The organism is Sulfodiicoccus acidiphilus (genome assembly GCF_003967175.1).
In the GTDB taxonomy this organism is placed as follows: Archaea; Thermoproteota; Thermoprotei_A; order Sulfolobales; family Sulfolobaceae; genus Sulfodiicoccus; species Sulfodiicoccus acidiphilus.
The window spans coordinates 76,844-102,110 of sequence record NZ_AP018553.1; the positions used below are offsets into that span (position 1 = coordinate 76,844).

30 protein-coding genes, 1 tRNA gene and 1 pseudogene are annotated in these 25,267 nt (G+C 45.8%); 16 read left to right on the forward strand and 16 right to left on the reverse strand.

Going from position 1 to position 25,267, the window contains the following annotated elements:
* The first annotated feature begins 25 nt into the window (after window positions 1-25).
* Window positions 26-331, forward strand: coding sequence for a zf-TFIIB domain-containing protein (locus tag HS1genome_RS00415; RefSeq protein ID WP_170166191.1), 306 nt, complete (start codon window positions 26-28; stop codon window positions 329-331).
* An 8-nt stretch (window positions 332-339) separates the two neighbouring features.
* Window positions 340-1,059 carry a class I SAM-dependent methyltransferase gene (locus HS1genome_RS00420; RefSeq protein WP_126449024.1) on the forward strand — a complete coding sequence of 240 codons (720 nt, stop codon included), beginning with the start codon at window positions 340-342 and terminating at the stop codon, window positions 1,057-1,059.
* On the opposite strand, the gene HS1genome_RS00425 is transcribed toward HS1genome_RS00420, so the two are convergent.
* Window positions 1,043-1,420, reverse strand: coding sequence for a hypothetical protein (locus tag HS1genome_RS00425; protein ID WP_126449025.1), 378 nt, complete (start codon window positions 1,418-1,420; stop codon window positions 1,043-1,045). The two genes, HS1genome_RS00420 and HS1genome_RS00425, sit on opposite strands and share 17 nt — an antisense overlap.
* 283 nt (window positions 1,421-1,703) lie before the next feature.
* Between HS1genome_RS00425 and HS1genome_RS00430 the strand changes: the two genes are divergently transcribed.
* A complete protein-coding gene (locus tag HS1genome_RS00430) occupies window positions 1,704-2,540 on the forward strand; it encodes a fumarylacetoacetate hydrolase family protein (RefSeq protein WP_126449026.1) in 837 nt (278 codons plus the stop codon).
* 1,075 nt (window positions 2,541-3,615) lie between these two features.
* On the opposite strand, the gene HS1genome_RS00435 is transcribed toward HS1genome_RS00430, so the two are convergent.
* Together HS1genome_RS00435 and HS1genome_RS00440 are read right to left on the reverse strand one after the other, a co-directional pair.
* Window positions 3,616-4,104, reverse strand: a complete 489-nt coding sequence (locus HS1genome_RS00435; RefSeq protein ID WP_126449027.1) for a tRNA pseudouridine(55) synthase TruB — start codon at window positions 4,102-4,104, stop codon at window positions 3,616-3,618.
* Window positions 4,086-5,090, reverse strand: coding sequence for an RsmB/NOP family class I SAM-dependent RNA methyltransferase (locus HS1genome_RS00440; RefSeq protein WP_126449028.1), 1,005 nt, complete (start codon window positions 5,088-5,090; stop codon window positions 4,086-4,088). The genes HS1genome_RS00435 and HS1genome_RS00440 overlap by 19 nt, the downstream gene beginning before the upstream one ends.
* A gap of 4 nt (window positions 5,091-5,094) precedes the next feature.
* Here HS1genome_RS00440 and cyaB point away from each other — a divergent pair, with 4 nt between their 5' ends.
* Window positions 5,095-5,649, forward strand: a complete 555-nt coding sequence (gene cyaB / locus HS1genome_RS00445; protein ID WP_126449029.1) for a class IV adenylate cyclase — start codon at window positions 5,095-5,097, stop codon at window positions 5,647-5,649.
* Here the strand turns inward: cyaB and HS1genome_RS11920 are convergent.
* On the reverse strand, window positions 5,635-5,931 hold the full coding sequence (locus HS1genome_RS11920; protein WP_158613643.1) for a hypothetical protein: 297 nt from the start codon (window positions 5,929-5,931) through the stop codon (window positions 5,635-5,637). The genes cyaB and HS1genome_RS11920 overlap by 15 nt on opposite strands.
* Before the next feature lie 174 nt (window positions 5,932-6,105).
* Window positions 6,106-6,207 (reverse strand): annotated as a pseudogene (locus HS1genome_RS13260) (TFIIB-type zinc ribbon-containing protein); the annotation flags it as partial.
* A gap of 62 nt (window positions 6,208-6,269) precedes the next feature.
* Between HS1genome_RS13260 and HS1genome_RS00455 the strand changes: the two are divergent.
* From HS1genome_RS00455 to HS1genome_RS00465, 3 genes are all read left to right on the forward strand, one after another.
* Window positions 6,270-6,734, forward strand: coding sequence for a hypothetical protein (locus HS1genome_RS00455; protein ID WP_158613645.1), 465 nt, complete (start codon window positions 6,270-6,272; stop codon window positions 6,732-6,734).
* A gap of 16 nt (window positions 6,735-6,750) precedes the next feature.
* A complete protein-coding gene (gene hisS / locus HS1genome_RS00460) occupies window positions 6,751-7,998 on the forward strand; it encodes a histidine--tRNA ligase (protein WP_229768040.1) in 1,248 nt (415 codons plus the stop codon).
* Window positions 7,999-8,403: 405 nt separating this feature from the next.
* A tRNA-Leu gene (locus HS1genome_RS00465) sits at window positions 8,404-8,506 on the forward strand.
* Here HS1genome_RS00465 and HS1genome_RS00470 read toward each other — a convergent pair.
* The 3 genes from HS1genome_RS00470 to HS1genome_RS00480 all read right to left on the reverse strand — a co-directional run bounded on the left by HS1genome_RS00470 (window position 8,507) and on the right by HS1genome_RS00480 (window position 11,056).
* A complete protein-coding gene (locus HS1genome_RS00470) occupies window positions 8,507-9,049 on the reverse strand; it encodes an endonuclease dU (RefSeq protein ID WP_126449033.1) in 543 nt (180 codons plus the stop codon).
* The gene (locus HS1genome_RS00475) at window positions 9,015-10,202 is read right to left on the reverse strand and encodes a Cdc6/Cdc18 family protein (RefSeq protein ID WP_126449034.1); all 1,188 of its coding nucleotides are present in this window, start codon (window positions 10,200-10,202) and stop codon (window positions 9,015-9,017) included. The genes HS1genome_RS00470 and HS1genome_RS00475 overlap by 35 nt, the downstream gene beginning before the upstream one ends.
* A 290-nt stretch (window positions 10,203-10,492) precedes the next feature.
* Window positions 10,493-11,056 (reverse strand): hypothetical protein, encoded by a 564-nt coding sequence (locus tag HS1genome_RS00480; RefSeq protein WP_126449035.1) that lies wholly within the window; start codon window positions 11,054-11,056, stop codon window positions 10,493-10,495.
* Window positions 11,057-11,117: 61 nt separating this feature from the next.
* Between HS1genome_RS00480 and HS1genome_RS00485 the strand changes: the two genes are divergently transcribed.
* On the forward strand, window positions 11,118-11,891 hold the full coding sequence (locus tag HS1genome_RS00485; RefSeq protein ID WP_126449036.1) for an enoyl-CoA hydratase/isomerase family protein: 774 nt from the start codon (window positions 11,118-11,120) through the stop codon (window positions 11,889-11,891).
* Window positions 11,892-12,123: 232 nt separating this feature from the next.
* On the opposite strand, the gene HS1genome_RS00490 is transcribed toward HS1genome_RS00485, so the two are convergent.
* The 4 genes from HS1genome_RS00490 to HS1genome_RS00505 all read right to left on the reverse strand — a co-directional run bounded on the left by HS1genome_RS00490 (window position 12,124) and on the right by HS1genome_RS00505 (window position 16,541).
* Window positions 12,124-13,368: a dihydrolipoyl dehydrogenase family protein gene (locus tag HS1genome_RS00490; RefSeq protein WP_126449037.1), complete on the reverse strand. Its 1,245-nt coding sequence runs from the start codon at window positions 13,366-13,368 to the stop codon at window positions 12,124-12,126.
* Between the two features lie 251 nt (window positions 13,369-13,619).
* Entirely contained in the window at window positions 13,620-14,048 is a 429-nt protein-coding gene (locus tag HS1genome_RS00495) for a universal stress protein (RefSeq protein ID WP_126449038.1), read from the reverse strand.
* An 82-nt stretch (window positions 14,049-14,130) separates the two neighbouring features.
* Entirely contained in the window at window positions 14,131-15,363 is a 1,233-nt protein-coding gene (locus HS1genome_RS00500) for a metallopeptidase TldD-related protein (RefSeq protein ID WP_158613647.1), read from the reverse strand.
* On the reverse strand, window positions 15,312-16,541 hold the full coding sequence (locus tag HS1genome_RS00505) for a metallopeptidase TldD-related protein (RefSeq protein WP_158613649.1): 1,230 nt from the start codon (window positions 16,539-16,541) through the stop codon (window positions 15,312-15,314). Before HS1genome_RS00505 ends, HS1genome_RS00500 begins: the two co-directional genes overlap by 52 nt.
* Window positions 16,542-17,466: 925 nt before the next feature.
* Here HS1genome_RS00505 and HS1genome_RS00515 point away from each other — a divergent pair.
* The 4 genes from HS1genome_RS00515 (at window position 17,467) to HS1genome_RS00530 (ending at window position 20,309) form a co-directional block, all read left to right on the forward strand.
* A complete protein-coding gene (locus HS1genome_RS00515; RefSeq protein ID WP_126449042.1) occupies window positions 17,467-17,886 on the forward strand; it encodes a metal-dependent transcriptional regulator in 420 nt (139 codons plus the stop codon).
* On the forward strand, window positions 17,887-18,498 hold the full coding sequence (locus HS1genome_RS00520; protein WP_197721495.1) for a DedA family protein: 612 nt from the start codon (window positions 17,887-17,889) through the stop codon (window positions 18,496-18,498).
* A 66-nt stretch (window positions 18,499-18,564) separates the two neighbouring features.
* Window positions 18,565-18,948, forward strand: a complete 384-nt coding sequence (locus tag HS1genome_RS00525) for a DsrE family protein (protein ID WP_229768029.1) — start codon at window positions 18,565-18,567, stop codon at window positions 18,946-18,948.
* Window positions 18,949-18,953: 5 nt separating this feature from the next.
* The gene (locus tag HS1genome_RS00530) at window positions 18,954-20,309 is read left to right on the forward strand and encodes a dihydrolipoyl dehydrogenase family protein (RefSeq protein WP_126449044.1); all 1,356 of its coding nucleotides are present in this window, start codon (window positions 18,954-18,956) and stop codon (window positions 20,307-20,309) included.
* On the opposite strand, the gene HS1genome_RS00535 is transcribed toward HS1genome_RS00530, so the two are convergent.
* The 3 genes from HS1genome_RS00535 to HS1genome_RS00545 are packed head-to-tail and all read right to left on the reverse strand — an operon-like array spanning window position 20,271 to window position 22,692.
* Window positions 20,271-21,197, reverse strand: coding sequence for a homoserine dehydrogenase (locus HS1genome_RS00535; protein ID WP_126449045.1), 927 nt, complete (start codon window positions 21,195-21,197; stop codon window positions 20,271-20,273). The genes HS1genome_RS00530 and HS1genome_RS00535 overlap by 39 nt on opposite strands.
* Window positions 21,194-21,847: a B3/B4 domain-containing protein gene (locus HS1genome_RS00540; RefSeq protein WP_126449046.1), complete on the reverse strand. Its 654-nt coding sequence runs from the start codon at window positions 21,845-21,847 to the stop codon at window positions 21,194-21,196. The genes HS1genome_RS00535 and HS1genome_RS00540 overlap by 4 nt, the downstream gene beginning before the upstream one ends.
* A gap of 38 nt (window positions 21,848-21,885) precedes the next feature.
* Window positions 21,886-22,692: a helical membrane plugin domain-containing protein gene (locus HS1genome_RS00545; RefSeq protein WP_126449047.1), complete on the reverse strand. Its 807-nt coding sequence runs from the start codon at window positions 22,690-22,692 to the stop codon at window positions 21,886-21,888.
* A gap of 51 nt (window positions 22,693-22,743) precedes the next feature.
* Between HS1genome_RS00545 and HS1genome_RS00550 the strand changes: the two genes are divergently transcribed.
* The 3 genes from HS1genome_RS00550 to HS1genome_RS00560 all read left to right on the forward strand — a co-directional run bounded on the left by HS1genome_RS00550 (window position 22,744) and on the right by HS1genome_RS00560 (window position 24,327).
* A complete protein-coding gene (locus HS1genome_RS00550) occupies window positions 22,744-23,064 on the forward strand; it encodes a PIN domain-containing protein (protein WP_126449048.1) in 321 nt (106 codons plus the stop codon).
* A gap of 66 nt (window positions 23,065-23,130) precedes the next feature.
* Window positions 23,131-23,994 carry a heme o synthase gene (gene cyoE / locus HS1genome_RS00555; RefSeq protein ID WP_126449049.1) on the forward strand — a complete coding sequence of 288 codons (864 nt, stop codon included), beginning with the start codon at window positions 23,131-23,133 and terminating at the stop codon, window positions 23,992-23,994.
* A 159-nt stretch (window positions 23,995-24,153) separates the two neighbouring features.
* Window positions 24,154-24,327, forward strand: coding sequence for an AbrB/MazE/SpoVT family DNA-binding domain-containing protein (locus HS1genome_RS00560; RefSeq protein ID WP_126449050.1), 174 nt, complete (start codon window positions 24,154-24,156; stop codon window positions 24,325-24,327).
* Between the two features lies 1 nt (window position 24,328).
* Here HS1genome_RS00560 and HS1genome_RS00565 read toward each other — a convergent pair whose 3' ends face one another.
* Window positions 24,329-24,592, reverse strand: a complete 264-nt coding sequence (locus tag HS1genome_RS00565) for an SSO5209 family protein (RefSeq protein ID WP_126449051.1) — start codon at window positions 24,590-24,592, stop codon at window positions 24,329-24,331.
* 359 nt (window positions 24,593-24,951) lie between these two features.
* Between HS1genome_RS00565 and HS1genome_RS00570 the strand changes: the two genes are divergently transcribed.
* On the forward strand, window positions 24,952-25,260 hold the full coding sequence (locus HS1genome_RS00570) for a hypothetical protein (RefSeq protein WP_126449052.1): 309 nt from the start codon (window positions 24,952-24,954) through the stop codon (window positions 25,258-25,260).
* Window positions 25,261-25,267: the final 7 nt, after the last annotated feature.

Consider the following 25,267-nt stretch of genomic DNA (forward strand, 5'->3'; position numbering starts at 1 on the left):
GTACTAGGATACCACGGTGACGTAGTTGAAGTTCTGTCCCAAATGTGGAGGAGCTATGGTTCCTGTAAAGAGAGATGGAAAGGAGCTACTAAGATGTACTAAGTGCAAGTACGAGGAGGAAATGAAGAAGGAATCGAAGAAGGAGTATGTAGTAACAGAGACTAAGAACAAGAGCGAGAAAGTGCTAACTACTTCCCTAGTAAGTGATAAGTCCGGGAGGAAGAGGGAGGAAGAGGAACTTGAGCAGGAAAGGGAAGAGTACTATAGAGAGATAGGGTTAGATTTATTGAGAGATGAGTTGGAAGGAAACGAGGAAAACGATGAGGACTGAGAAGTGAGTTGGAAGGAATAGAACGAACGGAGCTTCTTTTCATCCTTCGGTGTCCGTTAGATGGTATGGAGTTGAACTCCAAATTAAGGTGCCCTCAAGGCCATCAGTACACGATAAACAACGGCTTCGTAGACTTCCTAGAAGGTCAAACTAAGGAAGGCTTCCTAGAGAGAATAGCAAGAATATACGAAGGATTGTGGGCCCCCTTGGGGTTTGCGCTGAGTTCAAGGAGAAGCTACGAGTGGATGGCCAGAAAGTCTATCTTCTCCTCAGGCCGCATTGTACTTGACGTAGCTACAGGAACCGGAAAGTCATTCGACTATGTTAACTGTGAACTTTGTATAGGTCTTGACGTTTCAGCTAGACTTTTGGCTGAGGCGAAAAAGAGGAGACCACACCTACAACTAATTAGAGCCGATGCGATGAGAATTCCGCTGTCTGATGGGAGCATTGACGGTGTTATATTCAATTTGGCATTCCACCTAATCCCAAACAAGACAAAGGCCTTAGAGGAAGTGGAAAGGGTTCTTAAGAAGGGAGGAAGACTTACAATGACGACCTTGGTCAGTGACACGACTTTAGGAAAGGCCCTAGGGACCTTGTTCCACGCAGAACCGTTGAGAACTAGTGAACTACACGAGTTAGCAAAAACTGTAGGCCTAAAAGTAGAGCATTCCGAGATAAATGGAGCATGGCTCACAATTCAAGCGATCAAAGATAATCGATAGCAAGGAACACGAAGCCTAAGGTCTCCACCAATGTCAAAGGTTGAAAACCGCTGACTGCGTTATAAATGATAATATATATTGCAGCTACGAGGAAAATGAGGAATAGGGACATCCTAGCTTGGGCTGAAAAGGCCTCCGGTCCCTGAAATATCTCGTTTAGTGATTGTTTGTTGGTAATGAGATAAACTATCTTATAGGCCCCAAACACCAAACCTATCACGTAGAAGAAGTAAGGACTGAACCCATAGTAGGTGAGTACAGTAACGCTCTGCAATCCCTGGTTTATATCCTTGACTACTAAGATGAGCGATACCACCAGCAAAATCACTCCGCCAACTGCACCTAATAACTTCTTAATCATAGGGGAAATACGACTTCCAAGGTTTTTAAGGTGGATCAATGCCTTCTCCTCTAGGCTGAGCTTCCTTGAGAGGCTAACTAGTTCATAGACTCTACACATCTAGGGCGAATTCCTTAAGTTTAATAAACTTTACTATAATATAAATCTTTAAAAGCAAAAGAATAGATCTTTAACAATGGACTGACTTGTGAGCTTTCGTCTTTCAACATTGGTGAGCCGCCTGGGAAGGTGAGGTGGTTAGCTCTCCAAGAATGGTTTTTACCTAATCAGCTAAGCTTTCAGCATGAAAATAGGAGTAGCTAAAGTGGGACAGGAAAGGAGAGTCGTAATAATTAAGAATAACACTACTTTATCATTTACAGCTGAGGGGTTATCATGCGTCCTGTCCGACATGAGAAGTTTCATTTCAGCCTTCGACTATCTCAAATTCGAATCGCTCGAGGAAGTTAAGGTTGAAAAGTTCTTACCCCCGTTAGTCCCTAAGAAGGTTTTCCTTCCAGCTGTAAACTTCAGGAGTCACTCACAAGAAAGTTCTACCAAACCACCTGAAGAACCATACTTCTTCACAAAGTTCTCAAACACCGTAGTAGGACCTGATGAAGAAGTGATCCTGCCCAAGGGAGCCTCAAGAGTTGATTATGAGGGAGAAATAGGAATAGTTATTGGTAAAAAAGGGAAATATATCCCTCGAGAGAGGGCCCTAGACTACGTTTTCGGCTACACCGTAGTAAACGACGTGAGTGTAAGGGACATGCAGTACCCTGAGAGACATCCGTACGGCCTGAATTGGGTGTTAGGTAAGGGTGTGGACACCGCACTCCCGATCGGTCCCTGGATTGTAACGAAGGAGGACGCGGGTTGGCCAATGAAGATTTCGACTAGAGTGAATGGTGAGGTGAGACAGAACGGAACCACAGAAGAAATGGTGTTTGATGCCGCAACCTTGATAAGCTACGTCAGTAACGGTATAACCCTTGAGCCTGGAGACCTTATAACCACTGGCACTCCATCTGGCGTGGCAGAATTCACCGGCTCTCGATATCTAGAGGATGGAGATGTAGTGGAAGTAATCGTTGATAAAATAGGGACTCTGCGTAACATGGTGAAGAGAGAGGCCTAGCATATGGAGCACTGTAAGCTCTCTTCACTAACCACGTTTAACACTCAAACTTTTAGCCTCACCAGATTGCATCGATACTAATCCAAACTCTAAATGAAACTATAATTGAAGAAGTGGTAAGTAACAGTCTCTTTCAAGTTTGTCCCTTTCAGACTTGATCGAGAAGCAGGAGTCTTTGCGGAAGAGGGTTTTCAAACCCACATGTATAGTTTAAGGAGAGGTTACGTGGTCTAGAACCCCCCTATTTGAACTAGCGGAAGTCGGCAGCCGATTTAATGCGGATCATGTGAATGAAGTAGCAGTGGGCAGATACCTCCTCGATCTCCTCATATCACCAATAGAACTGATATTTCGTTACATCGCTAAGAAATCTCTCTACAAGGACTTCAAATTACACTGCCTTTAAAGGTGAGGACTTTCTGGTTTGTAATCGAGAAGAAATCGAGAAGACCTCCCATTCGAAGGACCGATTTGTAGGAGAGTGAGGGACTGCACTAAGAAACTGGCTGCTAAGTGAGCGTGTTAACTCGTTAGGCCAACTCAAAGACGCTAGAGTTGAGATCTAGGGGTCGAATCTCACGTTTACGGAATTCGCATTGATTCGGAACCCTATAGGCCCTCTAACTAGGTGAGGGACTTAGTCTGAACGAAGGATAGAGAACTCTGAGTCCCTAATTGTCGGAATCGTGAATTATGGGGGCCTAAGTTCACACGTTCGGCGAACGAGAGCGCGGTGAAAAAAGGGTAGTCCTCCTCAGATGTGGGACAGAGGTACCTATGTTACTGTAGAGTTGCAATCATCTATCTCCTTATAAAATGGTGAAAATCCGTCTCTTGAGAGATGGGAACGCAATCTAAACGTCTCTTCGAAAATCTCTTTTTCAGCGATATTGACCTTCTAGGTCCACGGAGGGACTGAGGAGGGAGCGTCAAGGAGCTCATCGTCGTGATCGTCGGGTCCCTTCAAGTGTGGTGTCTCTGGACCACCCCTACTGTTTGACTTGGGACTAAACCCCGAATGGGGGAGGAAAATGGCCTAGGAACCCTCAACGGTGAGGAGGAAGTTAGTGCTAATTCAACCACCTTTACGTAAATACCACCCTAGATCCCTTAATGGTCTTAGCAGGTTTCCGCTAGGTATCACTTCTCCGTACCCCAAAAAATCGCCTCTCCTGTCTACCACAACAAACAATCCAGAATTAGCGTCAACCTTCACACTCTTCCCGTATAAAAACCTAACAAGCTGACTATCATCAAGTACTATCTTACGACATGCTCGGGCCATATATTCACCAAAAGCTAGAGAAGGCTCTACCTTAGGTTCTAGCGTAGCGACTGGTATTCCTATAGAATATGGATGCATCTTCAACCCCCTTAAAGCCTGAACTATCTTCTTTACGTTAGTGGCTGTGGTCAAAAAAAGCTGGGAAAAATTCGCTATCATGAGAAAGAAGCTGTAGCCTCTGAGGAGTTCGTCGAATTCGCATCCGTACGAGAGAGAGAGCTCCCTTAGTATCAGTTCAACCGTTCCCGGTTCTGCCTCTACTACCTCGATAGAAGACATAGGAAGAACCCCTCAGTACCATGTAGGTGAGGATATAATCTTCTACAGTTTTCGATAGAACTATGAAAACTTACACCCCTAAACTCTCTAAGGCCAGGGTTTCCAACGCCTAGATCTAAAGGAAGGGTCTTCAAACCCAAGTTTTCTATAGCGAAGTCTATTACCGCTTCGTTCTCTTCTGGTGCTATGCTGCATGTAGAATAGATCAGCTTACCCCCTTCATCTAGGGCGGCAATGGCGTGTGTGAGAAGATTAATTTGGATTCCTTGAAATCTTTTCAAATGTTCTGGAGTGGTCTTAGTCCTCCTAGAGGGGTCTTTAGCAATCAACCCCTCTCCAGAACAGGGCGCATCTAGGATAATCTTACTGAACTTCAGGTCTAATTTGGACACAATGGAACTCTCAGCCCTTAGCAGAACAGTGTTTTTAACGCCCATCCTATTCACATTCGACATCAGGCTCCTCATTCTATCCCTCCTCTTTTCGATAGCGACTATGAGACCTGAGTTCTTCATCAATTGTGCCAGCTGAGTCGTTTTGCCACCTGGGGCCGCTGCCATATCCAAAACGATGTCGCTGGAGGAGGGTCTTAGAGCGTAGGCCGGAAGCATTGACGCTAAACCTTGAATGTAGTAGTATCCTTTGAGGTACTCTGGAGTAGCTCCAAGAGAAGGTTTCCTAGGGCTTTTCTCCAGAACAAGAGCATGAGGTGCCCACCTCACCTTCCTAAAAGAAAATCCCTTTTTCTCTAAGAGAGCGGATAGTTCCCCACAGTCTACTTTGAGGTCGTTACATCTGATACTAAGCCTCGGAGGGACTTGACAGCTGGAAAGGAAGGAAATAGTACCTCCCTCTCCTAACATATTTACATACCTCTCAACCATGTAAGGCAGTACTCCAAACCTAGATGCTAGCCCTCTCCACTTATCGCTGTTCTCAAATTGAAAGAGCTTTTGATACTTTTTAATTCGGGGCCTATCACTCATTCCAATGCCTAATGTTATAGAAAGGGAGATTAAAATAAGGATATTATCTCCCCCGCTCAGGTTGCTGAGAGAGTCTTTACGGGCCGTTGCTGTCTACATAGGAGCTGAGGAGCAATTAGATTACTACTTCGATAATGAGCACCGGCAACTTACTTCCTCGGATCGAGCATTAAGGCTAAGGATATCAAACGCAAGAACGGAATTAACCTATAAAGGCCCGAAGGAAAACTCCCTAGTTAAATCTAGACTGGAAGCTACGACGGCTGTAAGTGACGCAAAGGCCATAGTAACGATCTTGGAAAGTATTGGGTATCGTCCGATACTGAAAGTGAGGAAATTTAGGGAGAACTACTCATATGAAGGAGCCACAGTATCCTTGGACGAAGTTGAAGGATTAGGGGAGTTTCTAGAAATTGAACAAAACGATATAAACGAAGAAGAACTACTTACACTAACAAATAAACTGATTACCGTCCTTAACATAAAGGGAGCAAGGGAGAAGAGGTCGTACGCGGAACTTATGGCATCCATGGCAAGTGATGGGCTAAGCTTTGAATAGTTGCGAAGTTCTCTCTATTAGTTCGCATTTAACTGGATAGGGAACGCTCGACAATACTCCCCTGAAGTACGATTCATTAACTCCTATTAGTCTGAGAAGTTCTTTAAGCTTCTCTCTCTCGCTTAAGACCGAACATTTCAAGTAGAAGGCCAATGCTACTTTGATTTTCTCGGTCTTACCGCTAAACAATGGTTCTTCAGCTATTATTTTTTGGTAAACTTCAAATGCCTTTGGATCCCCCATCAAAATCCTCTTGGCTTTCAACGAGTCTAGCCTTATCATTGTCTTCACCTGTTTGGTTCCAGTCAGGTAGGAGTATAGGCCCGACTTCACTATTCTAAATCTCCTAGAATTAAAACTTTTTATATATATTTGATATTTATTAATTCTCAACATTCTATTATTGCTTAAAGGGTGGGAAGGACCTAGTATAACGTAGTTCTGTTCAGGCGAATCAGAGTAATACACCTTATCATTAACTACCCCACAATCCTCACAGACAACTTCCCCTCTCGAGTCCCAAACTAAATTGGGGGAACCACACGCTTCACAGTTCATAATTGATGAGACCACGATCCAGTTGAGATAAGTACCTCTGTTCCAAAGATCGTGGTGTGAGTGTGGAGGGCGAAACTTTAACCATAATCACTGATCCTCCTGGTGAGGGGGTGAAGGTCAATGCTACTGACTCTTTCCTGTTAGAGGTGTTATGTGAAGGGTTAATCAAGGGAAGAAAAATTTCCGCTATATGGAACGAAAGAAAGTTGGAGGTAGGGGAACTTATCGAGAGGCTATCGATAAGAGACGAGAAGCTCTGGGAAAAAGTTACAGTTTGTGTAGACTTAAGGAATAGAGGAAGACAGGTAAAGAGTGGACCATTCAATAATTCCCTTTTAATAAAATCAGGAAGCAGCTTCAATACCCTCATATATATCGTAAGTCAAAACGAGGAACTCAAACTAGGAGAGTTAATGAGTTGGGCGGAGAACCAGAGAAGGTTGAGTTTGGAAACTGTTTTGGCAGTAGTGGATAGGTCGGGCGATGTTACTTATTACTCCTTCTCGTCTCTCCATACGTTGAAGTGAAAGCCTTTTGGAATCTATGAGAGGAATGAGGGATTACGTAGGAGAAGAAGCAGATAGATTGGTGTGGATTCAAGATACCTTCAGGAGAACTGTGAGGAGAGCGGGTTACTCCGAGATCATTACACCTATCTTAGAGAGCTTTCAGCTCTTCGCTAAGAAGGGAGGTGAGGAGCTAAGGAAGACAATGTACACATTCACCGACAAGGCCGGAAGGGAAGTGGCGCTCAGACCAGAAATAACTCCAAGCGCAGTAAGGGTTTTCATAGACAGGTTGCTTCCAATGCCTAAACCAGTTCGTTTATTCTACGTAGGGCCTGTTTACAGATACGACGAACCCCAGATGGGGAGGTACAGGGAGTTCAGGCAGGGAGGAGTCGAACTCTTCGGTTCCAGCAGTATCCTAGCTGACGTAGAGGTACTGACCCTGCTACAGGAGTTCTTTGACGAAGTAGGTTTAAGGGACAAGGTAACGTTCAAGTTAGGGAACGTGGGAATACTGAGGGAAATTATGAACAGAAACGATGTTCCTGAAGACGTTCAGGAGTCGACCTTGCATCTAATTGACAAGGAATTAATAGATGAGGCAGTTAAGGTCCTTAAGCCATATTTACCTGAGGCGATCCTAAACACATTAAGTGAGGTGCTTGTCTCTGACGACCAAAAGGCCCGCGAACTCCTAGCTAAAGAGGAGTTAAAGTACGTGATTCCACATTTGACGTACTTAGACGAGTTGACGCGAATCTTGATGGACATAGGACTTAAACTTAGCGTCGAGGTGGGATTCGTAAGAGGGCTAGCCTACTACACGGGTCCGATTTTCGAAGCCAAAGTGGAGGGTGTAAGCGTCAGTATAGCAGGAGGAGGAAGATACGATAGACTAGTGGAGCTCTACGGCGGGCCTCAGACGCCAGCAGTAGGTTTCGCTGTGGGACTAGAGAGGACCCTCTTAGCTATACCGACTAGTGCTGCACAGTCCTCACCTAAGATCGTTCTACTTTTCCTAGATCGCTCCCCAGACATATTAAAGTATGGGCTGAAATTAGTAGGACTATTAAGAAAGGCCGGCCTCTTAATCACCATCAACCTAAGGGACGAAATTCTCTCGAAACTTCTATCCCACTACGGAGAACAACAGTACTCCCATGCTATCATAATAGGTAGAAAAGAGGTAGAAACGTCTAAGGTTACCATAAGAGATCTCGTTCAACGAACTCAAACTACAATTGATGCGTCTGATGTTATTGAGGCATTAAGGAACGTTTAACGGAGTTGTTGCTTCTAGAGATTTTTAGAAATATAGGCGTTTAACAGCGTACGCAGTGAGTTAATAGTTCCCGCGAACTACTTACTTTAGTGAAGTGACGTCATAGTGATTTCTTGCCCAGCAGAGGACCTCTCCTAGAGGGGTTCTACGAAACCGTTCAGCGAAATGAAGTCGCTGACGGTTGACACCACGCTGGTACTAATCCCAACCCAGAGGGTGTGATATCAACTCCTGCGGCCTAGCTGTCGCCTCTGGTTAGAATGTAGGGCCATTCCCACCACCGACTACCCCTCGAGTAGGTCTTACCCCTTCAACCCCTCTAAATTAAGCTACTACCTAAGAAATCACACTCAGCTCGAATGAGACTGAAAACCTAATTAACCAAGAAGTTAGGCATTCAGTAATGCGGGGGTGCCCGAGCCCGGTCAAAGGGGGCGGACTTAAGACCTACAGGTGAGAGATCCGCTGGCGTAGGCCTGCGTGGGTTCGAATCCCATCCCCCGCACCACTACTTGGTCAAAAGATACTTAGAGATTGCAGAAGCAACAACATGTGCTGCTCTAATGGGTTCAGGCTTTCTATCGAACACCTGATAAAACTCCACTAACTCCCTAGCATCCCTCAAGGATATGCCAGGACTGTAAAGTAAAACGTCTCCCTGCTTCGTAGTAACCTTGGTGAGAGACTTCAGGACTCTGAGAATGGTGGTCCTCCTACCTATGTCACTTGGAAAGTGTTTAAACAGGGCTTTCTCGACCTCATCCACGTTGGGAGGCGTAGAATAGAAAATGATGCAGTCCTCCATTGGTTCCACGTAATTGAAACCTCCATACACAACGCCGTCCAAGAGTCCTACCCCTTCAGGTTTCACATCTCTCAAGGCTTGAGTAGCATCTTCTCCGTCCACGGTTATTGTAGTAAAGTCTACCGAAGTTAACTCAAGTCCCCTAAATATTGCTACCGCCAAAACAGTCTTACCCCTCCTACCCTTAAATTGAGGTGGAAAGTATCCATCATCAGCTCCAAATACCGTGAAGGCGCTCATCTTCATTCAGGACCTCCAGGATTGACTTCCTATCAACTGAGAGCTTAATTTCCTTGGTCTTCCCATACCTGCCACGATTTACTACGGAAGCGGTAATCACTCCCAACATATCAAGCTCGTTTACTATATCACTGACCCTCCTCTGTGTTACACTCTCTAATCCCAGTTTTCTGGTTAATCCCCTATAAATCTCGAAAACCTCACCGGTTGTCAAGGATCTATCCCTCTTGGAACCCTCAACTATAGAGAGAAGAACAAGTTTAGAGTGAAAAGGTAGAGTCTGAATAACGTCATGCATCCTGTCTCTTTCTATCTCTGTTCTGGCTTGGTATACATGCTCTTGACGTACGACCTGTTTACCCTCCCTCTCAGCTATCTCTCCTGCCACCCTCAGGAGGTCTAAAGCCCTTCTGGCGTCACCATGTTCCCTCGCTGCCAATGCTGCACATAAACTGATCACCTCGTCAGAGACCACACCTAACTTAAACGCGACTGAAGCTCTCCTTTTCAGTATGTCTTCCAGTTCCACCGCGTTATAGGGCGGGAATACCTGTTCCACCTCGCCCAAACTACTCTTCACTCGCGGGTCAAGCTCGTCAACCAATGTTACATCGTTGGTTATTCCTACAATTGATACTCTACTTACGGAGAGCTCAACATTTATTCTTGTCAATCGATATAGAAGCTCATCCCCATGTCTCTTAATAAGAGCGTCGAGCTCATCTAGAACTAAAATTACCACTTTTCTAACATCGTTTACGGTCCTCTGCAACCTACGATGTAACTCAGCAGTTGAAAGACCTGTGAATGGAACCTTTCCACCCAAAGTCTCAATGACGTCAGCCATTACCCTATAGGGGGTATCACTCTGTCTAGCATTAACATAGACAAAAGAGAACTTGTCTGGGGCTCTTCGATGGAGGTTCGATAGAACGAACTTAGTCACTGCGGTCTTTCCGGTTCCTGTGAGTCCATATATGAAAACGTTGCTGGGTGCTTCACCCTTCACTGCGTGCACTAGAATGTCCCCCAAAGCTCTTATCTGAGTCTCCCTGTGAGGCAATTCGTCAGGAACGTAGTCTGGACGCATATACTCCCTGCTCCTAAAGATGGGAGACACCTGAACTCTAGCTATAATGTTATCAATAATGTCACTCATTGTCTTACAACATCTTCACTTGGGTACCTTATAAGTGATGAGATCCCTTTAACTGGGGAGTAAAATACCCCTCTGTTTCCACTGGAAAAGGAGTAGTGAACTTACTGATAAACGACTTAAGACGTCCACCCCTCTGTTTCCACTGGAGACTGTTTTGCCCTAAGCTACTTCAATATTGTCGGTTTGTATATTAAGCTAAAACGCTGTAGGCGAGTACTAACATCTGTTCTATCTTCACCCGCACAGTTTTAGAGTAGGCTTTTCCAGTGGAAACAGAGGGGTCCGGCCTTTCAATAAGGAATTGAAACCTTTATTTTAGCCTTATCGTTAACTACAGTCGCCTCTACGACAATTCCATTGCAGTTCTTCCTCATCACAATTCCATCTTGGTTCACTCTTACTCTAAGAGGCGGACACTCCATGACGGTCTTTATTTTTGACTTATAGTATGGGTTTCTTATTTTCCTAAGGGCCATATCCAAAGCCATTTTGAAGAGCGTGTTAGGGTCAAACGAAGGATCTATGTTCTTCAACCATAGCCTGATCTCTAACGTGTCTTCATCGTATGTTAGTTCTACCTTATTGTAGAAGGTGGTTATCATAAAGGAAATTATGAAAGGTGTGGCTAGTGAATATATCAATATGGCGTAAAGGTATTTTTGTATGGTTGGTATCCCTAGATACAGAAATAGTGCACCTAGGGCCGAGAATGGTAGAGAAAATGCTACGTATTTAAGTGCTTGTGTGAAGTCAGAAGTCTCTCTACCTATCAGAAAACCACTGAGGGGAGGTCCTATAACTGGTATCAACGCACTTACCTCAGCTAACTTTAAAAAAGTCCTCCCCTCATTCATGGGAAATACTTTGCAGGAGAACCTATAAATAATTTATGAGCCCTTAGGTGCCACGTGATTTATGGAGACTCTCAGGATAGAGAGATATGGGCAGGTTTATGTTCTGTTATTAAATCGGCCCGATAAACTCAACACAATTAACCTCCTAATGTTGGAGGAACTTTCCAAGGCCCTTCAAGAGCTTAGTTCACTTGACGAGCTAAGGGTCCTAGTGATCCGTGGAAATGGAAGAGCTTTCTGTGCTGGTGCCGACGTTTCGGAGTTCATCAAACTGACCCCATCCACGGCCTTAAATTTCTCGAGAAAAGGTAAAGAAGTCCTAAAATACTTGGCACACTTTCCGAGGCCCACTCTGGCGGCAATTAATGGGTACGCGTTAGGTGGGGGGCTGGAGTTAGCGTTAAACTGTGATCTCAGGTTCGCCTCGTCTGCCGCACTCCTCGGCTTGCCTGAGATTAATTTAGGTATATTTCCGGGGTTTGGTGGTACAGTTAAACTCCCAAAGATAATAGGAAAGGCCAAGGCCTTGGAGATGATGTATACAGGTGACAGGATCTCCGCAGAGGAAGCCCTCAGAGTGGGACTGGTAAACCGAGTTATACCCTCCGAGAAGTTCGATGAGGAGGTGATGACTTTCGCAAATAGGTTGGCGTTGAAGTCGCCCGCGATTCTCAAGCTGCTTAAAACAGCAGTCATCTCTTCCTTAGATTCCCCAGAGGAGGTGGGATCCCCCATTGAGAGCTTGGCCTGGGCCCTCACATTCACTACTGACGATCAGAAGGAGGGAATTAAGGCTTTCTTGGAGAAGAGGGAACCGAAGTTCTCGGGAAAGTGATATATTACACCTGACTCCTTTATGATCGCCTCACAGGTGAGCGAGTTTCCTCCCCCATTCCATTGGGATATTGGAGAACATTAATTAACTAAGTTATAATTAAATCTTAATTTTATAAAGATTTGGATATAAATTGATTAGGGAAACCCTCGTCCTTCAGGGCACAGGACGAAAGGTAGCCTCACAGGTGACGATAGTGTAAGCCTAACCTTAAAACATGAGGATGTAGAGTTTAGTGAAAGTGTCCCAATATTTTACCGGCGGCTTCCCATAGTAATTCCATATATGATGGATGAGGGAAGTGGTAATTGAATAAATCCTCAACTTTCATCCTAGCCTTTATGGCCAGACCGGCAATGGAGATTAGGTCCTCTGCCCTCTCACCGTAGGCTGTAGCCCCTACTATTCTCCCTTTTGTGTGAAAAACCTTTAGGAATCCCTCAACTTCGCCGTCGGCCAACGCCCTGGAAAGCGAATTGTAGCTCACCTTGACCGATTCTCCTTCCATCTTTCCTACAGTTGCTATCTCCGGTTTTGTGTAGATCACTTTAGGCACAACCTCCCCTTCATAGATCGTTGTTACCCCAGTAGCGTTGAGCCCAGCAACTATTCCCTGGTGTATAGCTTCATGTGCGGTGAATGTTCCTGTGACATCCCCAGCTGCATAAACTCCTTCTCTGCTCGTACTCATTAGTTCGTTGACCTTGATGTATTTACCCTTCAATTCCAATCCTAACCCCCCTGAGTTTGGCCTCCTACCAAAGGTGAATAATGTAAGGTCGGATTCTATGGACGTCCCATCAGATAGGATAACCTTTCCCTTCGTAGAACCCAAGGCCCTAACCCCTAGATGTAGTTTAATTCCCCTCCTAAGGAAGTTTGACTTTATGGCCTTAGAGATATCGGGATCGCCCCCTTGAAGTAGAGAATCTGATGATTCTATGATGTGAACTTCCATACCACATTGGGATAGGAACCAGGCGAACTCAACTCCTCCAGCCCCTCCCCCTATTACTACTGCCTTCCCCCCACTTATGTTGATGTAAGGTAGCTCATCCGAAGCGACAGTCCCCTCAACTTCTGGCTTACTTGTTCCCGATGCAATCACTGCTTTATCGAAGGGAAAGGTTTGAGTTCCGACCTCCATTCCATTTTGAGACAACTTTCCCTTTCCTCTAACTATTTCTACCCCGTAACTTTCTAGGAGATATTCTACTCCTTTGGAAACTTTGTCGGCCGCTTCTCGACCAACTTCTTGAAGCTCCTCTATGCTTATCGATCGAGATAGGCCGAATTTCCGAAGACCCGACGCCAACTGAAACGGATGAAACATTGCCTTTGAAGGAATACACCCGTACAGGACGCAAGTGCCACCTAGTTTCTCTTTTTCGTCTACGAGGGTGACCTTGGAGTTTCTAGATAGCATAACAGCAGCGTAGACGCCTGCTGGGCCAGATCCCAAAACTACGCTCTTCACTTAAACTTCCTCACCTAACCCCCTTTTATCCTAATGTGGAGCTCAAAGGAGGTGAAAGACTTCAACCATGAAGGGGATGGAAGTCCGCGATCTTCAAAACGCTTGAACGACTGCTCCTTCTACTCTATGGTCATACGGAATTAGCGAATCTTTGAGCTTATTGTGGTGTAACCTATGCGCCTCATCTTCTGGATCCACGATATAGTAAATAATCAAACATGGGACTTCCTTCTATGGCTGGGGTAACTACTTTACTTAACCACGAGAACGGGTATTCTAGAGTCCGTTACTAACCTAGTGGAGACACTCCCTAGCATTATCCGTTTTAGTGTAGAGAGTCCTCTACTTCCTGCCACGATCAGGTCTGCTCCATTCTTAGTTGCGTACTCTAGGATGCTGTTGGCAGGGTCTCCATCGAGGGTAACGGCCTTAACCTTGACTCCCTTAGCTGACAACGAGGAGGCTGCCTCTTCAACAGTGGACTTGGCCCTATCGTACATTGTTCTTATCACCTCGTCTGGAATTGGACTAACGCCGTTGGCCGCCAGTATCAGGGTGTCTACCACGTGTATCACATCCACTTGAGAGTTGAACTTGAGAGCTATCTCCGTTGCTGCGTTCAGTGCTCTCTTGGCTGGCTCGGAGCCGTCGTAGGCGACCACTATGTGAGTGAACATAATTAATTTTTAGCATGAAGAGAACTTAAATGCATTGTGCTGAAGTTTTTCTTCTATATTATTAGTTTAAGGATTAATAATAAAACTATAGCAATGTGGCCCTCGATATCAGCGACGGTGTCTTAATATTCCCGTATCTCTGGGGAGCTTTTGTCCCTAATTTCATGTTCTGGAGAAAATCCTTAAGGGATAGTCTAATTATGGTAGGTTTAAGGGTCTTTCCTTCAGACTTTAAATACGCTCTTACTACGGAAATTAACACGATGTCGGACAAGGTGTAGTCCGTTATGTCCTCGACTTCTTCTACGAATATGTCTCCCTCCATTTCAGCCTTATCACCCCTTATTTCCACGTTGGTTGGCCTAGCGGTGAGTCTAGAGTCTATCCAAGTAGCCGACTTCGTGTTAAGTAATCCAAGTCTCTTAGACCATCTCGCATTCGTCACCGGCCTGAGCTCCCCATCTTTAGTAAGTAATGAGGTCGAAGTCCTTAGTCCCTCGTCATCGAAGGACCTACTGTGTGGGGAGAACGGATCTCTAGGTTGGTCATAAAGTTCCATACTTTGATTGAGTACGATGTGGGAGTTTGAGTCCCACAACTCAGGGTACGTCAGAGGAAGTATTATTCGCTTTACTATTTGAGAGGCTGCTTTAGGGCCAAATTCCACCAGCCTTTCTCCAGACACCCTTTCACTACCCCCTCCACGATATGGTGTGAAATCAATCACTCTCCCTAAACTTGGATCGTCAAGTCGTGTTGAAGATGCCTCTTCGACTCCTCCGTAGTTGTTCCAGCCCCATTTCCTCAATTTCACCACAGTTATTACTTCACTAACTTCCTTATCGTTGGTGCTCTTGACAACCCTCCTTTTTCTTCCAACCTCTACCTCTCCAGTCATATTTCCTGTCGGATCCGTCAGACCCATTTCTATACCCAATTCGGTTCCTGCCTTAACTACATCATCCAATTTAGGATCCCTCAAGTCAATTTTATCCAACGGATCTGGTTTCACTACTTCAGCATAAGGATCTGGAGAGTACCTCTTTTCAATCTCGTCAAGGATGTTATGGACATTCACACCTTCATTGAACGTTAGTTCCACTGACCCTCCCCACTTCACGACCTTCACGAAATATTCGGTATTGGTTTGATACGAAGGAATTAGTTGTCCCCTCCAGACTAGGGAGTACTTCTCCACCTCTTCGGCATAAATCACACACTCTCCACCGCTCTCTTTGATCTTAGTTAATAGCAGATCCAGATCGATCAATCTGTAGCCCTCGAGAGTAGCATAGATGGAGTACTCAAAGTAACCCACAGTCCCTTGGTATTAACGGGCAAAGTCCTTCTTTCTTTGGAGCATGTCGAAAGATAGGAAAACGGTCTACTAGCTTCAAGTGTTATTTCAATTAGTGAGGGTTGTCCCTCGCTCATTCCCTCACCCGTGACAACTAGAGACCTACCAGCCGACGCTATGCTCCACACGTGGTTCATATAGGCTTCCCCCTCCACCAACTCACTCGAAATAGCGGTCTCCTCCTTACCACACTCTATAACTATGTTTCGAGGGTGAGCTGATATTGGGTCTTTAAACGAGGCGGCTCTCCCATTTCCTGTGGGTCTTATTCCATAATAGGCGGAAGAGTAACGATCGGTTCCTATTTCCTCAAGAATTCCCTTATGCACTATCCTAAGTTCTCTACCCTCAACCCCTTCGTCATCTACGGGTACCGGAGAGACTGTTGGAAACTCTTTGGGGACCGGTACATCCCTTATCTCCAAGCTGGATGGGCCAACCTCTTCTTCTAAGTTAAGTTCGCTGGGAGGTTCGGGATAGACACGATTCAACCAGTGCAGGGTCACAGTTGCCACGCTCTCTGGACTCATTAGTACGCTACCAACCCGCACATGTTTTTTGGGTTCGGCCTTCAGTACTCTAATTAATTCGGATGCTTCCTCTACGATCCGTTTTAGCTCGCTGAAGGAAGGAGGCCTAAGTCCACCTATTCTTCTTACGATTTTGTGTAGGGATCCCTGACCTATGGAGAGTTCTGTTAGAAACATGTTCCAATTTAATTCAATCTCTCTATCCTCCGTACTTAAATATTTTTTAGAGTGCCTCTCTTTATACAACTTTACTTTACTTACTCCTATCTCAGACTTGAGGCCCTCAACGACGGCCCAGAGCTCGTCATCTGAAGTCTCCACCCACTTAAACCTCGCCGGCCTAAGCCTGACGATGTTTATCTTCTCATGTCCTAACGCCGTAGCCACAACTTGGTCGCTACTAACGTGGTGCAGATCATCGGAGATCGTTACCCCCCAATTCCCTCCGAATAATCCCCTTACCTGAACGCCAGTTCTATAGCTCCAATTCTTCGCCCTTTGGTCACCTTCTATCTCCAGCACCTCAACTTCCAAGGATTCCTCTCTGATATCTGCGAAAGTGGCCCCTTTGGCCCTCAGCTCGTCAAGTATTCTTCTCCGCCTCTCCAATGGGATTCGCCGTGACTAACGCTCACTAACATATCGTGAATTTATATATTTTATCCATTCCTGTTCGATAGATATTCATTACTTAGGGACGGAGCTAGAGACTGATTATCTTCTTCCTAATCCCTGTTTAACTTCCTCCTCACCGTTGAGGGTTCCTAGGCCATTTTCCTCCCCCATTCGGGGTTTAGTCCCAAGTCAAACAGTAGGGGTGGTCCAGAGACACCACACTTGAAGGGACCCGACGATCACGACGATGAGCTCCTTGACGCTCCCTCCTCAGTCCCTCCGTGGACCTAGAAGGTCAATATCGCTGAAAAAGAGATTTTCGAAGAGACGTTTAAACTAGTATGAAGGGTGTCAGTTTCCGCAGGCGAAGTTCCATGTTTCCTTCTAACCCTCATCCTTCTGACTTCCTCCCCGCCCTGGAAGGGCGATGGTTCCCTCCCAGAGGGATCGTCGTTCCCACCATCGGTTCGGGTTTACATGTCTCGTTTGGTGGGCAGTCGAGTGGATCAGAGATCCACTCCCATTCGAAGAGGAGGGGACTTTCATCGCAAAGCTCTAGTCCCTTAAGGGAGAAGAGAGACGATGGTTGCTCCTCCCACAGTCCCATTAAACCTTCGATCGAGCTGGGGAGGAGCGTCGTTAGTACCACTAAGAGAAATTTCACAAAGAAGTATAAATACAAGGGGGCTGTTCACCCCCGTGAAAGGCGAGGCTTTACGCCCCCTTAACCCCAATTTTTGTAAACTAGGAACTGCTAGACCCTTTGAATCGGAGCTCACTCCTTATATATGGACTTTTGAGTCACTCGTAGCAAAAATGAGTAAAAACTCATTTTCTGAAGACCGTGTGAGGTAATCCGTCATTGTAGTGACTCAGTTTAGAGATCAATGTTTTTACCTCATCCACAGATTGTATTCTCGTGAGGATCTCCAGGAAGGAATACAACTACATCACCGAGATAAGTAACGAGGCCTCAAATGGAAGAGGTGCTAGGTTGACTCAGTTGGCGAAAAACCTGAAAGTTTCCCCAGCCAGCGCCTACGAGGAGGTCTTTCACTTAGTAAGCAAAGGCCTGGTTAGACGGGAAGGGGAGTATATTTATGTTACAGAGGAGGGAAATAGGGAGCTACTCTACGCCAAAAAGGCGCATAGAGTAATAGAAACGTTCCTAGTTAAGACTGGCATGGGAGTTGAGGACGCGTGTAGGCTCACTGATAAATTCGACTTGCAGGTGCCCGAGGAGGTTGTAGAGCATATTTATCGGTTTCTAGGCAAGCCCGAACGCTGTCCACACAGTCACGAAATACCTGACGTTAAGTCTGAAGGAGGAGCTAAGTAAGTGGACTTAATTTCTACACTAATTCAGAGTTTAATAGGAAATTATGTGGGCTTATTTATACTGATGTTGTTGGAGGGAATGTCCCTACCAGTCCCTAGCGAAATAGTCATGCCATTAGCGGGCGCCTTCTCTAGGGACGGCTTCATGAGTCTTTGGGCGGTAGTTGCGGTTGGCACCATGGGAAGTCTCCTTGGTTCTTTGGTGGACTATTACATAGCACTTTACGCAGGTAAGGCAGTAATAAGGCGTTACGGGAGATTTTTGCATTTAAACGAGCGAAGAATTGATAGAGTGCAGAGTTGGTTTAACAAATACGGCGTAGCTGCCGTTTTCTTCATGAAGTTTGTGCCTGGCTTCAGGGCTTTAATTTCGTTCCCTGCGGGCTTCGGTAGAATGAAGATCGGGAAATTCACGTTAGCCACCCTCGGCGGTCACGTAATTTGGGACACGGTCTTGGCCTCGATAGGCTACGTCTACGCTTCGTCTTGGAACATGTTAATTTATCTAATGGATAAATACCTGAATTACATTGCTATATTTTTAGCCGCAGGGCTCATGATGTATTTCGTTTTTCTCCTTCTTAGAACGCGTAAAGGACCTTTGAAGGATTAAAATAGTTGATATGATTTCAAGGCATGTAAGAAACGAATTTAAGTTGCTGATAAAAGCAACATGTTGGTGGTTGGTTTGGAGGAAGCAAAGAAGAAGTTCCTAATAGTGGTCACTCACGGCCCTGAGGATATAGACAGAACCTACGCTCCACTCTTCATGGCATCGATAGCAGCCTCCATGGAGCTAGATACCTCGGTTTTCTACATGATTAAAGGCCCTCTCCTTCTCTCTAAGTCTTGGCAAGAAGAGGCACGAAAGAAGGGCGACAATCCATTCATAAGGTTCTTCGACCTGGCGAAGGAAAATGGTGTCAAGATGTACGTCTGTGTACAGAGTCTCAAGGACATGTGTCATATGAGAGAGGACGAGATAGTGGATGGTGTAGAGATTGTTGGAGGCTCTACTCTCATCGATCTTACCATGGAGGCTGAGAGGAGTCTATTCTTCTAAGGTAAGTGGCTCTTTTGACGGCCTACGACGTCGTAGTGATCGGTAGTGGACCAGCCGGTTACATGGCTTCTTCACTTCTCTCTAGGGCAGGGAAGTCGGTCTTGGTAATAGAGAGAGGACGCTTCGGCGGGGTGTGTGTCAACTTCGGTTGCGTACCAAGCATATTTCTTCACGACCTCACCTCCGTCATCTCGAGGTTTAAGGAAGTTGAAAATCAGTTCGGACTTGAGGGACAGTTGCGCTTGGGAAAATTCGTCCAGAGAATGAGGGAAATCAGAGATAGACTTTCCTCAGCTGGAGAGGAGTTAGTTAGGAACGCGGGTGCAGAGGTTATTTACGGCGAAGCTGAGCTTAAGGAGGACTACGTTCTTATCGACGGAAAGCCGGTGAAGTATGGCGCACTACTCGTGGCCACCGGATCTACACCAGATACTTCACTAGTCAAGGGAGGGGGTGTATACACTGAAGACCAGGTGGGGGAGATCGACACTCCACCTGAAACTATGATCGTGGTAGGTGGAGGTTACGCTGGGGTGGAGATAGCCCAGTTCTATGCTAGACTCGGCTCTAACGTTACTCTCGTTACTGAAGCAAGGTTACTGGGAAACCTAAGTCCGAGACTATCTGAAGCTATAAAGGAGTCGTTAATTTGGGATGGGGTAAATGTACGAGAAGGGGTCAAGGTTACTTCCGTGAAAGAGAAAGAAGTGGTGAGCGAGTCTGGCTCCCTCAAGGCAGACGTCGTTATTCTTGCTGCTGGAAGGAGACCTAGCGTCCCGCGAGGAACGGTAGGCTTGGGAGTGGTAGTAGACCAGCGCGGGATTCTCGTCAATGAGCAAATGAAGACAGAAAACCCGAGGATCTGGGCCGCGGGAGACGTAGTGTCAAAGTCAGGGCCTAAGAACGCACATACTGCCATGCATGAAGCAACTGTAGTTTATAGAAATATGATGGGTCAAAGGTGTTCAGTCGATTACAATGCCGTTCCAGAGCTTGTTTACACCGATCCTGAGGTCGGAAAGGTGGGAGAAGAACAGTCTGTCCGTGAATGGGCCTATTTCCCTCTTAACGTCACTACTAGGTCCATAATTACTGGATTTACAGAAGGATTTGTTAGAATAGGCATAGACTCCTCTGGGAGAATCGTTTACGGGGAGGCAGTAGGTCACAACGTGGAAGAACTAATGAACGCCTTGACCATAGTTGTGAGAGCAAAGATGTCCTTAAGAGACTTCTCGTACACGGTCCTACTCCACCCTTCGCTGGGAGAGGCCCTCACTGGGGCTGCCAAGTCGTTCTTTGGGGAAGATGTGGATATGCCGTTAAAACTCAATCGACTGCCCGCTAGAGATGATAAGTAGGTCACTTAGAATTCCGTAGGCTGCCCTCTTTGGGCCTGCCCCAGGGCCGGAAATGAATATGTCTTGAATATCAGTACGAATTAGTAACCCGTTAGTGACACCGTCTACATGATAGAGGGGATCGTTCCGAGTCAGGGCTTCGACGGAAACCCTAAGTTCAGACCTGGAAGCCTTAGCGACCAACTTCGGCTTCAGTCCTTCATTCCTCCATCTACCTACTTCAGAGAAGTCTATATGCTCTATTCCGGAGAACCGTACGTCTTTGATCGACTTTCTACATCCAAAATACACATTCGCTAATATGGTTAATTTGGCAGCGGAGTCGAAACCATTTACATCCAAGGTGGGATCTGGTTCCGCAAATCCCTGCTCTTGAGCTTCCTTTAATGCCTGGTCGAAGCTTAATCCATCATGCATTTTGGAGAGAATGTAGTTAGTGGTACCGTTAAGGATTCCCCTTAATTCATATACCTTCAAGGCTGGCAACACCCTCCTAAGGTTAACGGAGGGCACACCACTCATGACTGTTGCTTGAAACCCCAGCGAGGCCTTCCTTTTCCTAGCCTCATCTAAAATCTCCCCGAATTTGAGTGCCAATGGGGCCTTATTCGCGGTTATTACGTGGATTCCTCTCTTGAAGGCCTCCAGGTAGGCTGATACGGAGGGTTCTCCATTAACGTAGTTTGGAGACGAAACGTCAACTAATACGTCTGGAGAGAGTTGTTCTAGGCCCTTCTCGATTTCAACGGCCTTTTCCTCACCCCCTAATGGGGCGACTAGTCCTCCTCTCTTGAAAGCCCCCACCACTTTCACGTTCAATTGGTTCTCTCTTAGGAGCTCCACGAAGGCCTTTCCCACGTTTCCATATCCTAACAACAACACTTTCAAATAACAACCACCTCCTTCCCCGAGGCTCCACAGTACTTCTCCAAGTAATAGAGGGTTAACTTGATTGCTTCTAGAAGTAACTCCCGAGGTACATTAGGAACTCCTGCCGCTACTATTAGTAATTTGGTCGTGGATTGAGATATAGCTGTGAGCCTCGAGTCACGATGAGGGAATACATGCATCACTTTTTCGTCATCCCTCATAATCGGTATGCCGCTGCTGAGGCTATCTACGTTTCCACCAATGGGGTGAAAGGACTCTCCCCCTCTGGAGACAGTTATTCGCGGGGTCCCCTTTACTTTGTCTAGATCGTAGAGTCCTATTGGAACTAAAGTCCTCACACTGGCCAAGTTTCCTGAGTCAACGACATTATTTATAAAAGGAAAATCCCTGCCATTAATTAGTCTCCTGCGCAAGGCCTCGCCGCTTGGTCTGACTTTAGTAGGATCTAGACCTATCCTCCAATAGAACTCCCTGTAGGCCCTCACTACTGGGTTTCTTGTAAGGTCCTCTCCCTTAATCTCCTCCTTGATCGACTCGACTTCTCTTCTCAACTCCTCCGGTGACTGTTCAACCTTTACCTTTTCAGCCGAGGACGTTGCGACGAATATTCCGAGTCTCCTACAATCCTCTTCTACTTCGATCGTCACATGTAAATAATAGTCCAATTGGACGTAAAAGCTAACTCCTACTGTCTGAAACTCCTTCCTAATGCTTCCGCGAACGAGAGCATGAGTCCTAGTGCATAGGCCACGTCGGGGTTTCTTCCGGCCGTGAGTAGACCGAAAGTACCGACAGGTTTCGCGTTTGGTGCATTCTTGATCCATTCCCTGAGCGCCCTGGCTAACTTCTCCAACAACATGCTCAAGCTCCCCGTCACTTCGGGTGTACCTAACACATCTAACAGTTTCACTAGGTTATCCCAAGAACCGTTGGCCTGCATTTCAGCGAACTTCCCGAGCAGAGTGAAGAGGGAGTCCCAGTTTATCTGATTTATTGACTTCAATACGGCCGGTTCACTGAACTTCCTCATTAGTGGCGTTACACCGTTGAGAGCCCCTAGCAGTCCTTCCCAGTCAACCTTCTCCATCGATTTCACCATCTCCTCTTTCCCCAGCTTAGACAGGAGCGGGGAGAGAGAGGACATCCCCTGCAGAAGTGCACCTATATCCATTTCTTGGATCGCAGTTAGCGTTCTTTCATCTGTCATTTTCTCCAGAATAGGATAGAACGCTTGCAATTTCCCCATTTGATCCATTCCTATACTTACTAGAGTATTTATGAGGTCTGCCTTCTGTACGGCTTCGTAAAGCGACATTCCCTGCTCTAACAAGTTCGATATTTGATCTAAATACCCTTTTTTCTCCCAGTCATTAACTCTTTCCATCAATTTTTCCAGCGTAGGAAGAGAGTCCATCAGTTTAGTCAACGCTATTAGTGTGGAAGGTTGCAATAACTTATCTAACGGATCCTCCACGGTTAATTCCTGAGTCAACCCGATTCCCCACCGAGACTTTAAATTTTAGACATTTAAACGTTTCAATGAATGCGGCGCAAAGTAGTCGTCTCACCTTCGGCTTACCGAGATATAGAGGAATTAGCTGAAGACTCAGCCTATGAGTTGATCGTAACCACCACCGGCCTGAGTTACGCTATGAGGAACGGTTTACCCATAAACTACATTCTAGATACATGCTCTATCAGATCTTTCGGACACAAGGTCCCTCCCATGGAGGGTCTTCCCGTACATGAGTGGGAGGCCCTGTTGCTGGCACGAGATTTGAATGCCCTTCTACTTACGAAGGATTCCAAAGCCGCCGAAGAGGCCGTGAAGTTAGGTGTTGAATTGATGCAGAGGAGGACCTAGCGACATGCTAGCTCTTCCACTTTCTTTAAACCATAGTTTAAATTTGGACAACCCTCCATTATCTTAATGCCGGCAGTGAGAGCAAGACTCCAGAGCTACGCTAAGCTCAGTAAACCTAGAATAGTTGCACTGCTAGATCTAGCGGCCGTTGCTGGAGCACTGTTGGCCTATGAGAGAGGTCTATTCAACGTTGTCGCATTTCTCTCCATGTTAGTTGGAGGAAGTTTAGCCTCAATAGGAGCAAGTATGATAAATGAGAGCCTCGAGGCCGACAGAGATAAATTAATGAGTAGAACCTCTTGGCGTCCAACTGCCACTGGTGGAGTTGGCACTAAGGAAGCAGCGTTGCTGGGATCCTCGTTAGTTGGAGTCGGAACTTCGTTAGGTCTCTTAGCTAATACCTTGACTGCGGTCTTCATTCTCTTAGGAGCGTTAATTTATGTTGTAGTTTACACTATACTCTTAAAGCCAAGGACTTATTGGAACATAGTCATAGGAGGCTTCGCCGGTAGCGCGGCGGCGTGGGCTGGTTACGCCTCACTAACAGGAAAATTCGACCTCGCCTCCTTTCTACTAGGCTTCCTAATTTTCATGTGGACCCCGGGACACTTTTGGTCTCTAGCCCTCAAATATAGAGAAGACTATGCGAGGGCCGGGATCCCGATGCTCTCCGTGGTGACCAACGAGAGGAACACAGTCTTAGGAATAGCTATCTCTAACTTCCTTATGATCCCCTTCGCGTTACTTCTTTCTATCTATCTCGGTCTGGTCTATTTGATTGCGACTGCTCTGGTAAGTGCGGCCCTCTCATACTTCACTGTTAGGTTAGTACGAAATCCGACTGCAGACGAAGCTTGGAAATCTTTTAAGTTTTCCTCACCATATTTGGCCATAATTCTCATGACTATTATATTAGTGAAAACAATTTAGGCTTCATAGGTCAATGTGAGAGCCTCACAATTTCCATTTGATCGGAGTGATAAATTTAGACAAACTGCAATATCGCTACTGTTTTGTTTATACGACCAGTTTTTAAAAAGTTACAAAAACTTTTTAACCCTTGACTATAATTCCTCAACAGGTGATTGCGTGGCTAGGACGGAGGAGATCGTGAAGGTCTCCCGGAACTATCAGATCACGATCCCATCCAAGATAAGACAAAAGTTTAAGATAACTGAGGGGGAGCTAGTTAAAGTTGTCTATGACGACAATGAGAACGTTGTAAAGATCGAGCCCGTCAGGGAACTATGGAAAGGGCAATGATTTAGGCCTCCTCCTGATCTACTACCACAGTGATGGTTACATTAGATCCCTTCTCTAGAGCTTGTAGAATCTCCAGTCCTTTATCGGTTAGTTTAAAGACTTTGTGAGAGCCCTTGGAGTATATCTGCCTTATTAGGCCGAGCCCTTCTAGTACATGGAATACGGCTAGAACCTCGTACCTCGGAAGGCCAGTTTTGACAACTACGTCTCCAGGATTAAGAGCCCCATCTCTTATCGCACTTAGTACGGACTTTATCTCCTCCATCTCAGAAGTCTCGATTAGGGTGTTTTCCTTTTAAGGGTGGGGGTTAGTAGCTTCTACTCTAAGGCTAAAGAGCAGTTGATTTCCCGACAACCTTAGGTTCCCTCATTGAAAGTCCATTGTTTTCCATGGTCTATTCTAGCCACGTCCCTTGGCATAATTGACAGGAATTGCCTTCGACCTGAAAAATAGAGATATCCACACCCCGTTATAAACAATTTTCTATGAGTTATTGAACTTGTCTACAGGTCGTCAATTGAATTTGAAGACCTAGTAGACCCTCGAATTTGTTGAGGCTCTACTGGCCACCCTCCCACACACTTTTTAAACGGGAAGAACTCCCTAACTCACGGGTCGTCTCAATGAATGTCAAGAAGCTTATCCTTGTAACTTCTAGCGGACATCCCTTAGATAAAGTTTTCAGAGAAGTTACAGAGGAGGTCTCCAAGGAACTAGGAATAGAAAATGAGGTTAGACAGGAGGACTACGCTTTCCTCTCAGACTTTGGTGAGAAGGATGACCTAGGCATGTCTTGGGTACCTCAACTCTTGGCACAGAAAACCGATGGTCAGGTAGTTCCAATCCTGACGCAGTTCCCTCTAGATGAGAAGTTCAAACCAGACAAGGCCAAGGGAAGAGAGGAAACCATAAGGAAGATTAAAAACCTCTAGGTTGAAC